Below are 18242 nucleotides of genomic sequence, written 5' to 3' on the forward strand. Positions count from 1 at the left end.
GTAAAAAGTATGTCGCAAACAAAACCTATTGTAAGTTCTTACAATGAATGGGACCCGTTAGAAGAAGTAATTGTTGGAACAATGGAAGGTGCATCAGTACCGCCATGGCATGTTACCCTGAAAGCAACAATGCCTGAAAACCACTGGGATTTTTATAAAAAAAATGGAGGAAAATTATTCCCTGCTGAGCAGATAAAAGCCGCGCAGCTGGAACTGGACAACCTGGCTCATATATTGGAACAGGAGGGAGTAATCGTTAGAAGACCGGATCCGGTAGATTTTAACAGACCTTACAGTACCCCTGACTGGAAAAGCGAAGGCGGGTTATATAGTGCGATGCCACGGGATGTTTTATTGGTTATAGGTGAAAACATCATTGAAGCTCCGATGCCTTGGAGATCAAGACATCATGAAGTGAATTCTTTCAGACCTCTGATAAAAGAATATTTTAATAAGGGAGCAAAATGGTCGGCAGCTCCAAAGCCGCAATTGCTGGATGAACTTTACGATTATAATTATCAGGAAGGAAGCGGCAATGACCCTATTAATTATGTTATAAATGATTTTGAGCCGGTATTTGACGCCGCTGATTTTACCAAATGCGGTAAAGACATCTTTGTGCTTAAAAGCCATGTAACCAATGATGCAGGTATTAAGTGGCTCCAGCAGCACATTGGGGATGACTATACAATTCATAAAATAGATTGTAATGACAGGCACCCGATGCACATTGACACCACTTTTGTACCGTTGGCACCAGGTAAACTGCTAATCCATCCAGACAGAATGAACAAAATTCCTGAGATGTTCAAAAGTTGGGATATTATGAAAGCCCCTGCACCGGTTATGCCGGACAGCCAGGTTTTGTATATGAGCAGCAAATGGCTTACCATGAACACTTTTATGATTGACAGTGAAAGAATTCTGGTGGAGAAAAACGAAAAACCAACCATCGAAGCACTGAAAAAATTTGGAATGAAACCGATACCGTGTAGTTTTTACAATTTCAACACTTTTGGCGGAGGTTTTCACTGTGCAACATTGGATATACGAAGAACGGGCGAACTTAAATCCTACTTTTAATGCAAAATGAGCAAATAATTAGTACCGAAAAGGAGAAATCTTTTGCCCAATCGTATCGGCATCCGGAATGGAATGATGTTCCCGATGAGAAGTGGAACGATTGGAAATGGCAGTTAAGCAACAGGCTAAATAGCTTTGAAGAAATATCAGAAATTATCAATCTTACGCCTACCGAAGCTAACGCTTTAAATCAGAACTCGTTGTTTAGAGTTGACATTACACCTTATTTTTTGAGTCTGGTAGACAAAGACGATTTCAACTGCCCGATAAGGAGGCAGGTTTTGCCGACCGAGAAGGAAATGTATGATTTTAGTGGTATGAACGAAGATTCTTTAAGCGAAGATGAGTATTCACCCGTGAATGGTATCGTACACCGGTATCCGGATCGCGTTTTAATGCTGGTCACTACCCAGTGTGCATCTTATTGCAGATATTGTACAAGAAGCAGGTTGGTAGGAGACAGTTCAAAAAATTACAACTCTACTGATTTTGACAATCAGATTGAATACATAAGCAACAATCCACAAATCCGGGACGTACTGCTGTCGGGGGGTGATCCTTTACTGCTGCCAATTAAAAGACTGGAATCGATCTTAATGCGATTAAGAGAAATTCCTCATGTCGAAATTATTAGACTTGGTACCAGAACACCAGTATTCAACCCCAATATTATAACTCAGGAGTTTTGCGATATGGTCGAAAAATACCATCCTTTTTGGCTGAACATCCATGTGAATCATCCTAAAGAAATTACTCCGGAGTTACAACAAGCCTGTGACAAGCTGTCGAAAGCCGGAATTCCTTTAGGCAACCAGACTGTATTATTAAAAGGGATCAATGACACTGTCGAAATACAACGTAAACTATGTACCGAATTAGTAAAGATGCGGGTAAGACCTTATTATTTGTATCAATGTGATTTAGTAAAAGGAGCAGGCCATTTTCGAACTCCTATATCCAAAGGCATCGAGATTATGGAGGGACTAAGGGGGCATATTTCCGGATATGCCATTCCAACTTTTGTAATTGATGCACCTTACGGTGGTGGTAAAATTCCCTTGGCTCCAAACTATGTTTTAAGTCAGTCCCCAAACAAAGTTGTTTTAAGGAATTATGAAGGTTTTATTACCGTGTACACAGATTCGGATCAGGAACCGGATCAGGAAATTACTTCAGGCAACAGGAAAGGCAAAGACATATCCATTATGGATTTGATTCAGGGCAATGAAAAATTTATAATGCCGCAAAATTTTAGAAACTCAAAAAGAGAAGATTAATGGAGAATACCAATACCACTTTAGACACCGTTTTAACTCTTACATCTGCAAAGTTCCTTAAACAAGAAAAATATTGGTCTGAAAGAATCGCTCAAATAGCAGAGAAAACGCACTTAGTATTTACTAATAATACCACAGTTTCTGATGATTTTGAGAAAGAGGAATACGTTTTCAGTATTGATGAGCAAATCAGTGAAAAGATTTTTTCCCTGGCGAAAGGAAATGATCTGTCTGTTTATGTCCTATTGGATGCTGTTCTGAAAATCATGCTTTATAACTATCTGGATCAGGATACAATCACTACAATTTCGTCAGTTTTAATAGAAAATGCCGATGAAGAAACACTCAATGATTCGGTTTATATATCCGGAGAAATTGATGCTTCAAATTCTTTTAAAGAGTTTGTAATGCAATTGAGTGAGACTGTTGAGCTGTCTTATGAGAATCAGGATTATCCCCGGAATGTTTTAGCCGAAAAAATCAGTGGTAACAGCAACGACCTGTCCAACGTGTGGCATGTATTTGAGCCAATCCATGGTAGAGCTGAATCGACCGGCGATGATATCGTTTTTACATTTGAAAAAACAGGCAATGTGCTTGAGGGGAAAATAGAAGCCAACCCGGCTGCTGTACCAGGCATCTATCTTAAGCAGATGGGGATTCATTTCCTGAATGTAGCGAGGTTGGTAATAAGCAACCCCGAAATTCTTATTCAGGATATTAGCCTATTTTCTGATAGTGAAATAAAATATTACGAAGACGGATTGAATCCACCTGTGAGTTTATCGGCCTTTTCGGCTGATACGATTCATGCTGTTTTTGAAAGTCAGGCGGATAGTAACCCCGATAATTTATTTTCAATCGATTCCCAAAGCCAGCTTACTTATAGACAGGTAAACGAAAGGAGCAATCGGTTGGCACATTATCTATTGGAAAAAAAGGACACTAAAAATGCTGTAATTGGAATCTATTTAGAAAGATCGAATGACCTTATCATCTCCATATTGGCCATACTAAAGGCAGGCGGTACATTCTTCATGATAGATCCTACACTTCCTGCCGACAGGATTGAGGTGATGCTTGCAGAAGTAAAAGTTCCGATCATAATTTCAAAAGCTCCCTACAGTAATGCTGTAGCAGATGAAAGCAGAACAATAGTAGATCTGGATCATTTGTCCTTAGAGCATTATCCTGTTGGAAATATTAAAGCTACAGCGGGCCCAAAAGATCCGGCATATCTTATGTTCACTTCCGGTTCAACGGGTAGCCCGAAAGCAGTACTTATTTTGCATGAATCTTTCGTTGCCAGAATGAGCTGGTTAACAAAACAGTACAATTTCACAGATCGCGATGTGACCATTCAGAAAACACCTTTGTCTTTTGATCCTTCCATTTGTGAAATGTTTCGTGGTGTAGCTTCAGGAGCAAAAATTTATTTTTTACCCAATGGTGAAGAGAAAAATCCAGAAGCTATTCTTGAGGCGGTAAGTACCTACAAAGTAACCACTATGGATTTTGTTCCATCCATGCTTTCTGTTTTTTTGGATTATATCAATACGTTTGAAAATCATATTGAAAAACTGGCCACTTTAAGATGGATATTTACGGGTGCTGAAGCTCTTTCGTCCAGAGTTGTCAATTCTTTTAACGATACTTTGTTTGCTACAAATGACACAAGATTAATAAATACCTGGGGCGCAACAGAAGTAACGGTTGATGTGACTTATTATGATTGTTCTGCATTTCCGTCGGAGCTTAAAAAAGTTTCAGTAGGAAAACCAATTGAAAATGCCCGGCTATACTTACTCAATAAGCATAAAAAGTTTACACCAATGGGAATGATTGGTGAACTTTATGTAGCCGGTATTTATGTGTCAAATGGCTATTATAATGCTGAAGAACTGAATACGGAAAAGTTTGTTACTATTGAAAATTTTGGTACTACGCGATTTTACAAAACGGGTGATTTCGCAAGATGGCAACCGGATGGAAATTTAGATTTTATAGGAAGAAAAGACAATCAGTTAAAAGTTAGAGGTATACGAATAGAAAGTGCCGATATTGAGTACCAAATTCTAAAATTGAATGCCGTAAGTCAGGCTTTTGTAACGGTTATTCAGGATCCAAAAACAGAAAATGATTATCTGGCTTGTTACATCGTTCCCAAAAACAATAGCGAACCCATTAAGGCCGTAACGATCAAAGAAGAACTGAAGACAAAACTGCCGGAGTATTACATGCCGGACTATTTTTTCTTTTTGGACAGCTTTCCTTTAACCGCAAATGAAAAAATCGATACCGCAAAACTTCCAAAGATCATCAATGCAAAAGACAGTCTGACTTCGGAATATGAAGCTCCCGGTACTGACTTAGAACGAAGCATTACCTTGATTTGGCAGGAACTCCTCAATTTGGAAAAGGTTGGGGTTAATGACTTGTTTTTTGACATTGGCGGACATTCTTTAAATGCGGTCTCGCTAATCTCGCTTTTGCATAAAAAATTGAGTATTAAAATTGAGATAAAAGATATTTTTAAATACTCTACCATCAGATCGCTTGCCTCGTTTGTTGAGGAGAATAAACTGGATTCGGCCTATTCTGAAATTCCAAAGATTTCGGAAAAAAAATATTATAAAACAACCAGTTCTCAAAAGCGTCTTTGGTCTTTAAGTAAATTTGATGAGGCTTCTGTAGCCTACAATGTCCCGGTAGCCGCTGAACTTAAAGGGGAACTAAATATTGATTACTTAAAAAAAGCTTGTGCCGCTTTAATCGAAAGGCATGAAATATTGAGAACAGCTTTCGTTCTTTTGGATGACGAAATCGTGCAGAACGTGTTGCCGTTCAATCCGGAATTTTCAGCGTTGGAATATCTGGATTACAGCAAAGCAAACAATGGTGAGCTAAAAATCAATAACTACATTGAGGATTTCATTCAGCATAAATTTGATTTAGAAAAGGGACCGCTGATACAGCTAAGTCTCTTGAAAAAAGCGGATGACGATTATTTATTGCTCATCTGCATGCACCATATTATATCCGATTCGTGGTCTCTCAAAATAATAATGAAAGATATCTTATCGTATTATAATGCTTTTTCTGCCCAGATTCCGGTAGATCTTACTCCCCTGGAAATTCAGAACAAGGATTATGCAGAATGGGAGAATAGTAATATCGATTGGAAAGAAAGAGTATACTGGAGTCAGAAACTCGAGGGAGATCTTTTGAAGATTGACCTGCCTTCGTTCAGCGAGCGTCCAAAAACACAGACTTATAATGGTACTTATGTGGTTTACACACTTCCGTCAAACAGTACAAAAAACCTGCAGACACTAGGTAAAGAGTACAATGCGACGCTTTTCATGACCGCAATGTCTGTTTTTAATTATATATTTTATAAGTATACAGGAAACACCGACATCGTACTGGGTACTGTTATTGCCAACAGAGAAAAATTATCGTTACAAGATCAAATCGGATTCTATATTAACACCTTAGTCATAAGAACACAATTTGATCGGGATTGTAAATTTTCGGACCTTATCAGTCTAACAAAAAATAATATAATTGAAGCCTTTGAACATAAAGATTATCCTTTTGATGAGCTGGTCAATGATATAAATATTAAGAGAGATTTAGGTCGTTCTCCGGTTTTTGATGTTTTGATCGAGACTCAAAATTATGCCAATACCATTTCTTCGGATGATAATCTGAGTGCAGAATCTGTCGAAGTGAATGTGATAAAAGCAGATAATAAAACAGCGATCTGTGATTTGAACATCATGCTGGTGGAACAAGCCAACGGAGAAATTATTTTCAATGCCAGATACAATACGGACGTTTATGAGTCTGAGCATATCGAGCGTTTGTTCACGCATTTTAATTATTTGTTAGATCAGGTTGGAATTGATTCGGACAAAAAACTTAGCGATTATGATTTGCTGATTGAAGAAGACAAAAAACGCATCAGCCAATTCAATAGCACCGATAAATTTGTTCCTCAAAAAACAATTCCGAACTATATAAAAGAGCATTCGCAAACCAACCCTGATTTATGTGCGATTTTGTACAATGGCGTGCAAACCAGCTATGGTGAACTTCATAAGGAAAGTAGTCAGATTGCAGATTTCCTGTCATTAAATACCGATAATAAACTTATAGGTGTTTTAATGAAACGCTCCCCTGAAATCGTAAAAACAATTACAGGAGTATGGAAAGCAGGTATGACCTATCTGCCTTTTGATCCAACGTATCCTTACCAGCGTATCAAAAAGTTAATCAACGACGCCGGTTTGGAGATGCTTGTGATCGATACAAACTTTGTAAAAGAAGCAATGTTATTGCAGTGGGATTGTCCGGGGCTTAAAAGTATCTTTTGTGTCAACAGTGAAAATATCTTTCTGGAAACCGAATCAAAAAATGCTTCTATGAACAGAGATCTTTGGGAGTATGTAGCCGAACGTTCCACCGATGATATTACGGCTGGTGGCTGGCTCAATAGTTATACCGGTAAACCTTTCAGCCGGGAAGAAATGAACGAGTATCGTGAAAATGCCCGATTCAAGATAAGCCAGGAAATAAATACAAATTCTAAAGTACTGGAAATAGGCTGTAGTTCAGGAATTACCATGTTTGCCATTGCTCCTTTGGTTAAGGAATATCACGGAGTAGATTTATCGGCAAACGTTTTAAAAAACAACGAAGCAACGATTAAGGAATTAGAGCTTGATAATATTCATCAACACAATCTTTTTGCCCATGAAATTGACCAAATTCAGACGGGTGATTTTGATCTGATTGTTATCAATAGTGTTATACAGAATTTTCATGGCTATAACTATCTCCTGGATGTATTGGAAAAATGTTTTGCCTTATTGGGCAACCATGGGAAAATTTTCATTGGAGATATCATGGACAACGATAAGAAAGAAAGTCTGATAACTTCCCTGCAAGATTATAAAGAGGCCAATAGCAATGAAAGAGTTAAACTGGAATGGGACGAAGAATTTTTTGTGGAAAGATATTTCTTCGATGATTTAAAGTTTAAATATGATTTTATCAGCGAGGTATTGCATACCGATAAAATTGGAAGCATTGAAAATGAATTGTATTCTTTTCGCTATGATACCCTAATTTCTTTAGATAAATCTCAAACTAACAAAGCCGAAGGTGTACAAAAAAGGTATCAGTACGACAAGCGTTCCCTAAAAAAAGAGAACGATACCTATTCTGATTGGTCCAATTTAGACGAGGCCGCCTATATCATTTACACTTCCGGTTCAACAGGTGAACCCAAAGGTGCAATTTTACATCATTTGGGGATGATGAACCATATCTATGCCAAAATTGACGACCTCGAAATAACGGCTGATAGTGTAGTGGCGCAAAATGCTTCACAAGGATTTGATATTTCAATATGGCAGTTTTTTGCTGCTCTGGTTCAGAGAGGGTCAATTGTCATTTATGATGATGATACGATAACGAATCCCGAAAACCTGTTGTATCATTTAACTTCAGATCAGGTAAGCATACTTGAAGTGGTGCCTTCCTACCTGTCGCTGTTATACAATTCGGCAGAAAACAATGGTTTTAAGGAACTGGAGCATTTAAAATATCTGTTAGTTACAGGGGAGACGGTACATCATGCCCTGATCAGCAAATGGTTTGATGCCTTTCCGAATATCCCGATTGTGAATGCGTACGGCCCAACAGAAACCTCTGATGATATTACACATTATATCATGAAAGAGTGTCCTCAGGGGCCAAACATATTGATTGGAAAAACTTTACAGAATTTCAGAATCTACATCATCGACGATTCGTTTCAACAGGTTCCGATAGGAGTAAGGGGAGAAATTGTAGTTTCAGGTATAGGAGTCGGATATGGGTATCTGAACAATCCTCAAAAAACGAGTGAGGTATTTTTGGAAGATCCTTTTCAGTCTTCAAAAGTTCCGATGTACAGAACAGGAGATATCGGAAGATATAGACCGGATGGGAATATTGAATTTTTCGGCAGAAGAGATTTTCAGGTCAAAATCAATGGCAGGAGAATCGAATTGGGTGAGATAGAGAACAAAATACTACAGATTGCTGAGGTCAAAGAAGCGGTAGTCATTTTGAATAAAAACAATGACCAAAACTATCTTGTAGCCTTTGTAATCATAAACAATGCTGTAACAAATGAAGATATAGAGGTAGAAACTGAAAAAATCAGGAGACGCCTTGCACAAAGCGTGCCGGAGTATATGGTTCCTTCAAAGCTGTTTATTGTGCAGAGTTTTCCGGTGACTTCTAACGGGAAAATTGATCGCAACCAGCTTTTAGCAAAGAGCGATTCCAAAAGTAATTCTGAAAAAGCAATAGTCCTTCCTTCAAACACCTATGAAGAAAAGATTCTTGAATTTTGGATGGATACATTGGGAAGAGATAGCTTAGGAATCAATGATAATTTCTTTGAGAATGGCGGACATTCTATTTCCGCTATACAGATCATTACAAAAGTCAAGAAAGAATTTCAGGTTGATATCCCGTTAAAGGATCTTTTTGAATATCCAATTCTCGAAGATTTTGCAAAAAGGATTGACTTTCATAAAAAAGAAAGGCTAAATCTGGTATTGCCAAATCCAGCGAAAAAAAGCAGAAAGAGCAGGTATAAAATATCACCTGTTCAGTTTGCCGAATGGTACCTGCAAAAATTTAATCCGAACAGTACGTTTTATAACATCGGATTTATACTTGAATTCAATGGTGATCTGAATATTGATGCATTGTACCAAACAATAGTACATCTGTATGACAGGCATGATATTTTCAGAATAGCATTAGTTGAAGACGATGGCAGGCCTTATCAGCTTCTCAGGGAACATACGGAACTTAATTTTGCTGACTTTCTGATCGATATCAGACAAGAGTCAGAGCAGGAAAGTAAGGTGCAGGAAATCATAAAAAAATACAGCAACACTGTTTTTGATTTATCTAAACCACCAATATGTACGGTTAAATTGATCAGACTGGCAGATGAAAAATACATTTTTACATTAGAGACGCACCATATTGTCTGGGATCAGATATCAACTTTTATTTTCCATAAGGAACTGACTCAGGGCTATAACAATTTAATTGCCACAGGTGATTTTGGTCTTCCGGAATTAAAGGTAAACTATGTCGATTACACCGAATGGATTAACGCTTTGATCGATTCGGGACAATTAGAGTCTCAAAGGCAATACTGGTTGGAAAAATACAAAACAATACCGGAACCACTCGAACTGCCTACAGATTTTCCGAGGCCACTGGTGCATTCCTTTAATGGAGACTTTATTTTCAAATCGGTTGATTTAGATTTCAAACAGGAAATAACCGATTTCTGTAATCAAAATGGGGTCACCTATCAAATCTTTTTAATTTCGGTATTAAACTTATTATTATACAGATTAACCAACCAGGATGATTTTGTGGTAGGAACTCCTATATGGAACAGAGATAAGGAAAATCTGGAAGATATTATCGGTCTATTTGCATCGGGAATACCGATACGCTGTACGGTAGAGGAAAACTGGTCTTTCAGAAAATTAATGGAGCATTCAAAGAAAAGTTCGCTAGATGCTTACGAGAACCATTTGTATCCTTTCAACAAGATTATCGAAGAATTAAATCCGACTACAGATTTTTCACGACAAAAAGTAATGTCCGTATTTTTTGGCGTGCAAAATGATGACACCGAATTGACCGAAAGAAACTTTGATGGCATCACCATCAATGACATCACTGGTCAGTATGATTTGAAAATAAACCATACCTCTGTTTTTGATTTCACGCTTCAGATTGATCACTCACAGCATTATATGTGGTATTCATTGCGATACAATACAGATTTGTTTAAAGCATCAACAGCGCAAAATTTCCTTTCGCGATACGAGCAGTTGATCCGTCAGTGTATAGCAGATCCTGAGCAGAATATTGGAGATTATGACATATTGCTGAACGAAGAGAAAACGATCATTAGCGATTTTACCGAGAATACAGATGTTTTCACTATTGAAAATTACGGTATTCATAACCTGATTGAAGAAACGGCGGTAAAATATCCTGAGAATGTTGCAGTAGTCGACAACGAACAACAGCTTACTTATGCCCAAATCAATGCTTTTGCCAATAAAATTTCTCATTATCTGATCGAAAAAGGCATTAGGAAAAAAGACAGGGTTGGAGTGCTGATGCAGCGATCGACAGAGTTTATAGCCACAGTATTAGGAATACTTAAAGCAGGTGCAATTTATGTGCCGCTGGGTAAAGACTACCCTGTACAGCGTATCGAAGAAATTATCAATCAGGCAGAAATTGAAGCAATAGTTACCACTACAGAATGTTTGTCTCAGGCATTTATGGAAGCCTCTTTTTCGAAATTGTTCATCGACCTGAACACCACAGATCTTTCCGGGTTTTCTGATTCTGCTCCAAATGTACAGGTAGAAAACCAGGACCTGGCTTATACTATATTTACTTCAGGATCAACAGGAAAACCGAAGGGTATTAATATCAAACATGTAGGGATAATCAATATTATAAAATCTACTACAGAGGCTTTTAATTTCGATGAAAACGAAGCTGTTTTATTTCACACACCGGTAGTCTTCGATGCGTCGATTATGGACTTTTTATGGCCATTAGCCACAGGCGCAAAAATAGTCGTGATGAAAGATGATGATGAAAAAAGCATAAAAGCCTATGAAAGCTATATCGAGAAGCATAAGATTACGCATGTGCAGTCGGTACCTTTGTTATTAGAATCTATTGTTGATGGTCTTGAAAGAAACGAAATTTCAAATCTTCAAAGTCTAAAAAGAATAGCGGTAGGGGGTGCTTTATTGCAGACCTCATTAAGAAACCGATTTTTTAATGTGCTGGAGTGTAAATTGTATAACTGCTATGGACCAACTGAAACCACTGTAGATTCTACCCGATTTGACTGTTCTGAAAGCACTATTGGTACAGATCAGTTTGTTCCTGTAGGCAAGCCGGTAGCCAATACCAAAATTTATGTTTTGGATAAGAAGATGAAAATTTGTCCGCTTGGTGTTCCAGGGGAATTGTATATATCATCAATAGGTGCAGCTGCCGATTACCTGAACAATCCCGAACAAACCAAAAATGCTTTTGTTGATAATCCCTTTCAGGATGGATTTAGCACAAGGCTTTACAAAACAGGTGATAAGGGTATTTATGACGAAGCCGGTAATTTAATTGTATACGGACGACTCGACAATCAGGTAAAATTGAATGGCAACAGGATTGAGATTGATGAAATAGAATCGGTTCTTTTAAATCATAATGCTATTTTTAATGTTGCCGTACTTGTAAACAAACAAGCAGCTTACGAACAATTAATTGCTTTTATTGAACCCGAAAAAGGAATCAACAGTTTTGTAGCTAAGGATGGCAGAGTGTACACATGGATTACCCTCCATCAAAATGAAATGATTAGGGAAGACTTCCAGGGCCTTTCCAAAACAGTACCTTTTGAACCATTATTTTTAGAATCTTTTAAAGATTTTGATCAGATACTTTACGATTATCCCGATCTACAAATAAGAATTAATGACGAAAGCGGTAAAACAATTTGTTATGTAACAGCTGTTCCTGTTTTTCTGTCAGACACGACTGCTGTTTCTGATGATAGTAGCATTTTACTGCGTAGGGTAGAGGAAACACAATACAACGCCATAGCCATTCTGAATATTTCGACTCATTCGGCATTCAACACACTGGAAGAGGATGAGATTTTAAAGTGTTATGCAGAGGTATGCCGTCATTTTGGATATTCTAATCTGATCAGCCTCAAAGCTTCTACTGAAAAAGAAGGTACTTTTTTACAAACGGATTATTCCTATTTGCTGAACGAACAATCGGCCAGTAATTATTTGAATGATAATGCAATCAGAATGCATTTGTCTGTGTATTTGCCACAATACATGATTCCGCGAAAAATTATTGTTTTAGATAAAATACCACTGAATGATAATGGAAAAGTGGACAAGAATAAATTAAACAAACTGAAGCTCAATAGCGATTTCCTGTCGCCCGAAACCAAATTAACGGCCACAGAGCAAATCATAAAAGGCTTCTTTACAGAAATTTTAGAAAAAGAAATCCAAATTCATTCCAGTTTTTTTGAATATGGAGGACATTCTATAAACATGATTCAACTGATTTCCAAAATCGAAAAAGAGTTCGGTATAAAATTCCCGATAGTAGAAGTATTCAATCGCCAATCTATTTACAGCATAGCGGCCTATGTAGACAAAAATGCAAAGAATAAAGAAGCTGGGATCTATTTGCACAAACTCAGCAGTGGAAAAACAAAGAATATGGTATGCATACCCTCTATTAGTACCACCGCAGTAGATTTCTTAGAGTTGTCAAAACACCTTGATCATTACAACGTTTATGCGCTTGATTTTTCTTTTTTAGATTCCTATAAAGAAATGCATAACAGTTTAAATGATATCGTAGACAGCGCTATAGCAATGATAATGAACAGCGGAATTGAAGGCGAACTTGACTTGCTGGGTTATTCAGCCGGAGGCTTATTTGCTTATGAACTGCTAAAAAAACTGGAAGATTATAAAGTGGTCAATAAGTTTATCGTATTGGATATTGTGCCACCGCCTCAGACCGTCAAAATAAACAAAAAAGCAACTGCTTATGAAGACGCTGACGTTGACGCATACTTAGAATTAGATCAGCTGAATAAATTTACTCCCGATGAAAGGAAAGTAATTGTAGACCGAATATGGAAATATGCTGAAATCACTTCGTTCATATCAGGAAACAAAATGATCAATATTCCGACCTATGTTTTTCTGAGTGAAAATTCCAGCATCGACAAACACAACGTTTGGCAAGCCTTAATTAAAAGTAAAATCAATCTGATCAGGCTTGAAGGGGGGCATTATGAAATACTCCAAAAAGAAAAAATACAAAAAAACACCCAAATTATAACAAATCAAATAGAGAAATAAAAAGATACAAAATTATGAGAAATATTATTTTAGGAATAAATTGTGTATACCATGAATCAGCGGCATGCTTAATAATCGATAACAAAGTAGTGGCGGCTATTGAAGAAGAAAGACTTTCAAGAGTCAAACATGCAAAAGAATCAAAAATTGACAATCCGGATGAATTGCCGATTCTTGCCATGAACAAATGTCTCGAGATGGGGGGGATAAGTTTAGAGGATGTTTCTCTAATAGGGTTTTCATTTAAACCTGAAAGAAGATTAGAAAACATACCTTCAGAAGATCGTTTCGTACCAAACAACTGGGGTTGTGAGGATGGCGAAAAGTTATTCTATGATAAATTAACACAAATTCCTCAAAAACTTCAGGAAATGGGGTTCAAGGGACAGTTTAGCTTTATCGAACATGCGATAGCGCATTGTGCATCAGCATACTATCCATCTCCGTTTAGTGATGCGGCCATACTTTCTATTGACGGAATCGGTGAATTTGAATCGACCACCCTTGCTTACGGACATGGTAAAAATATTGATGTAGTACAACAAATTGCCTATCCTAATTCAATTGGTTTTTTATGGGAGAAAATTTCTAAATTTTTAGGCTTTTCAGAATACGATGCGTGTAAAGTAATGAGCGTAGCGTCGTTCGGAAATCCTTTAACATTCGAAGAGGAATTCAGTAAGATAATTTCCATCAATGATCAAACTATTTTTGAACTGGATAATGAGGTACTATGCTTCAGGGTTGAAGATTATTCTAAGTTAGAAAAGTTATTCAACATTAAAAAAAGAGAAACATTAGATGAATTAGAAGAGGTACACAAGGATATTGCCGCTGCTCTGCAAAAATGGACAACCGATATTATTGTAAAAGTTACCGACAGGCTTTTTGAAGAAACAAAATCTGAAAATCTTTGTGTTGCGGGTGGTGTCGCTTTAAACTGTGTTGCCAACACCATTGCTTTTGAAAATAGTAAGTTCAAAAACATTTTTATACAGCCGGCAGCAAATGATGCGGGAACTGCATTGGGAGCGGCTTTAAAACTGAATATTGAAGCAGAAGGTAATTTAGAAGGATTGGTTTTGGACAATACGTTCTTAGGGCCTTCATTTACAACCGAAGAAATACACAATGAAATGTCTAAGAGAAATCTGGTGTATTCACATGTGGAAGACATAGAAGTGAAAGCAGCAGAACTTATTAAAGCAGGTAATATTATTGGATGGTTTCAGGGAGCAATGGAATTTGGACCCCGGGCGCTTGGAAACAGAAGTCTTTTGGCAGATCCGAGAAATTTCCATATGATTAAAAAACTCAATTCAATAGTAAAACACCGGGAAGATCACAGACCATTTTGCCCAAGTGTTTTATCAGAAGAAACAGAAAACTGGTTTGACATTAAAAAAAGCACACCAGTATCCGAGTACATGCTTATGGCTTATCCGGCTTTAACCAATAAAAAAGAACTTATACCGGCAGTAGTGCATGTTGACGGGACTTCGAGAATACAGGCGGTTAATCAGAAAACCAATCCAAAATATCATGGGTTAATATCAGAATTCTATAAACTAACCGGTATCCCAATGGTTTTAAACACTTCTTTTAATGATAGAGAACCAATTGTTTGTACTCCTGAGGATGCGATAAAAACTTTTTTGAAATCCAATATTGATTATTTGGTTATGGGGAATTTTATTTTAAACAAACAGGATAATCTGGAAAAAGTGTAATCTTTTTGATGCTGAGAACGAAAATTTTGAAAAAGATTCACCAACTATTGAATGTATCTTTGTATAGGTATCCGTCTATCGCAGAAGTAGTTAATCGTGTTGGTAAAAACTCGGGCACTGTTTTGAAAGAAGCGATGAGACAATTGAAATCAGTACAGTGATGCTACTATTGATAACGAAATTAATGGTCAATAGTTGAGATCCGTATTCAGAAAAAAAATCACAGAAGAAGTACTGGCGTTAAACAATTATTTTTTCGCCAGTGCTTTTAAAGGAATGTTTAAAAAAGAACTCCTAATAATCAAAAAATTATACACGATATGGATTATAAAAAATATACCGAAGCAAACAGGATCGCATGGAATGAGGTGAATCCAATGCATCAGGATTTTAAAAAGAGATATAAAAGCAAATTCACTTTAGAGGACTTTAGTACCTTGGATGAGAACCTTCTCGAAGTATTAAATAAAATAACATTCCAAAACAAATCAATACTTCAACTGTGCTGTAACGACGGTGAGGAACTGATTTCATTAAAAAAAATGAATGCCGGCACATGTGTCGGTATCGATATCTCTGACGAAGCGATCGATTCGGCACGTTTTCTAAACGACCAACTGGGTCTTGACTGTACATTTCATGTCTATGATGTTTATGAAATGGACGAAATTATAGAAAACGAAAAATTTGATATCGTATTAATGACAGTAGGTGCCCTGGTTTGGCTGCCCGATTTGAATCAGATCATCAAAAAAATCTCTAAAGCATTATCTCCTGAAGGATTTCTGGTTATTCAGGAACAACATCCTTTTAGCTGGCTTATCGATGAGGACATGAAGCTTTCGGAAGAGGAGAATTATTTTAGAAAAGAACCATTAAAAGAGGAGGGTGGCCTGGATTATTTAGGAAAAACAGAATATACAGGAAGCGCAAACTATAGTTTTAATTACACGTTCTCCGACCTATTCAATGCCATTGCCGATAATGGGCTGTCACTTTACAAATTATTTGAATATGCTAATGATATATCAAATTTAAAAGAAGACCTGGAACAAAAAGAACTTTCCTATCCGTTGTCCTATATCTGCATTGCAAAAAAACACAAATCCTAATCGATGAATACATTATTAGACAAACTGTACAAACTAAAAAAACTTATTGGAAATACTCCTTTGTATAATATATGCGCAGAGAAGAATATTTTTATAAAAGTAGAATACTATCAACTTGGTGGTAGTATAAAAATGCGATCTGCATTTAAAGTAATAGAAGAAGCAATTCTTGATGGTTCAATCAATGAAGACACAGTTGTAATCGAATCTACTTCGGGAAATTTTGGGATAGCGCTCGCTTTGATCTGCAGAAAACTGGACCTAAAGTTTATACCGGTTATAGATCCGTGCATCTCTTTATACAAAAAGAAAAAGCTGGAACTACTGTGCAGTCACATCGTTCAGATCACACAAAAAGACGAGACCGGTAATTATTTACTGAACAGAATAAAATTTATCAAAAACTATCTTGAAGAAAATAAAAATTCTTTCCAGCCCAACCAATATAAAAACAAGAATTGTTACCTGGCTTATAATGCGATGATGGAGGAGATAAAAGATCAAATTGATGAAATAGACTATATTTTTATTTCTGTGAGTTCGGGAGCTACAGTCACAGGATTATCACAGCATATCAAGAAGTATTTTCCAAGAATAAAGATTATAGCGGTAGATATTGAAGGCTCACTGATTTTTTCTACCATAACCAAAGAACGCAAACTACCAGGCATTGGTGCCAGCAAAACATCTGATTTTATTGCCCTGGCAGACATACATGATCATGTTATTTTAAGTGAAGAGGAAATCATAACCGGCTGCCAAAAACTTTTTCATGAGTACGGTATCCTGGCCGGTGCTTCCGGAGGAGCGGCTTTTTATGCTGCCTTGCAAAATATTGAAAATTCTGAAAAGAAACAGAATAGCCTGGTCATTATACCCGATTCCGGCGATGATTACCTGGAATTAATAGATTATAAATGCTTTCAACAAACTTCTTATGAAATACATTAATGAACAAAATATATTGGAAATAGGGAATAACTGGAATGAAATTATTCAGGTTATTGAAGATACTGTTCTCCTGTTAGAAAAAAAGGATTACGCACAGCCTATAAAACCATACCTTAGATATAAAGATTTAAAAAACAGAATAATCGCTATGCCGGCTTATGTAGGAGGAGATTATAATATTTCGGGCATAAAATGGATCGCCAGCTTTCCTGACAATATAAAAAATAATCTCCCGAGGGCTAATTCAGTTATTATCCTCAATAATGCCGATACCGGTGTTCCCATATCGGTGATAAATACGCCCATGGTCTCGGCCATACGTACATCGGCAGTTACAGGTGCGATCATAAAAAGCTACAGAGAAGCAGTAGAAATTAACGAAAAAATAAATTTTGGTATTATTGGTTTAGGACCAATTGGGAGGATGCATCTTGAGATGATTTTTACTTTGCATGAAGATATCATTGACAAAATTTATGTCTACGATATCAATCCAATTGACACAGAGTTGCTGCCCGAAAAATGGAAACACAAAATCGTACTCGCAAACGATTGGGAACAAGCCTATTTAAACTCAAAAATTTTTATTACCTGTACGGCTTCGTCAAAACGATACATCAATCTTCCACCTCCAAAGGGTTCGTTGCAACTCAATGTTTCATTAAGAGATTATGAAGCCGATGTTTATGATTTTATTGACTGCGTGATTGTTGATAATTGGGACGAAGTGTGCCGCGAAAACACCGATATTGAAATGATGCACCAGACAAAAGGACTGCTGGAGAAAGACGTTCTTATAATCACGGATGTCTTATCCGGAAAATTAAGAAAAACTATCAAAGCAAACGATACCATAATGTTCTGTCCTATGGGGATGGCGATTTTTGATATCGGGATAGCCAAATATTTCTATGAATTATCGCAAGATAAGCGTATCGGACAAACGTTGTAATTTTTAGGAAAACACGTAATGCCAAAACCGAAAGAAGAAGCAAAACGATTATCGCAGTTATCCATACTGATGCCTTTTTTTAATAGACCGATAGAATCATAAAACTGGACTAC

General features: G+C 37.0%; 7 protein-coding genes. All 7 read left to right on the forward strand.

Annotation, left to right across the window (positions count from 1 at the left end):
* The first annotated feature begins 9 nt into the window (after positions 1–9).
* Positions 10–1083 (forward strand): amidinotransferase, encoded by a 1074-nt coding sequence (locus B0A80_RS08780; protein WP_089077047.1) that lies wholly within the window; start codon positions 10–12, stop codon positions 1081–1083.
* Positions 1083–2360: a KamA family radical SAM protein gene (locus B0A80_RS08785; protein WP_089077048.1), complete on the forward strand. Its 1278-nt coding sequence runs from the start codon at positions 1083–1085 to the stop codon at positions 2358–2360. Before B0A80_RS08780 ends, B0A80_RS08785 begins: the two co-directional genes overlap by 1 nt.
* Positions 2360–13384: a non-ribosomal peptide synthetase gene (locus B0A80_RS08790; protein WP_089077049.1), complete on the forward strand. Its 11025-nt coding sequence runs from the start codon at positions 2360–2362 to the stop codon at positions 13382–13384. Before B0A80_RS08785 ends, B0A80_RS08790 begins: the two co-directional genes overlap by 1 nt.
* A gap of 14 nt (positions 13385–13398) precedes the next feature.
* Complete coding sequence (locus tag B0A80_RS08795; RefSeq protein WP_070905748.1) at positions 13399–15114, forward strand: carbamoyltransferase family protein; 1716 nt, start codon at positions 13399–13401, stop codon at positions 15112–15114.
* A 320-nt stretch (positions 15115–15434) separates the two neighbouring features.
* A complete protein-coding gene (locus tag B0A80_RS08800; protein ID WP_089077050.1) occupies positions 15435–16226 on the forward strand; it encodes a class I SAM-dependent methyltransferase in 792 nt (263 codons plus the stop codon).
* A 3-nt stretch (positions 16227–16229) separates the two neighbouring features.
* The gene (locus B0A80_RS08805) at positions 16230–17177 is read left to right on the forward strand and encodes a cysteine synthase family protein (protein WP_089077051.1); all 948 of its coding nucleotides are present in this window, start codon (positions 16230–16232) and stop codon (positions 17175–17177) included.
* Entirely contained in the window at positions 17164–18129 is a 966-nt protein-coding gene (locus B0A80_RS08810) for a 2,3-diaminopropionate biosynthesis protein SbnB (RefSeq protein WP_089077052.1), read from the forward strand. Before B0A80_RS08805 ends, B0A80_RS08810 begins: the two co-directional genes overlap by 14 nt.
* Positions 18130–18242: the final 113 nt, after the last annotated feature.

It is taken from the genome of Flavobacterium tructae, assembly GCF_002217475.1.
Classification (GTDB): domain Bacteria; phylum Bacteroidota; class Bacteroidia; order Flavobacteriales; family Flavobacteriaceae; genus Flavobacterium; species Flavobacterium tructae.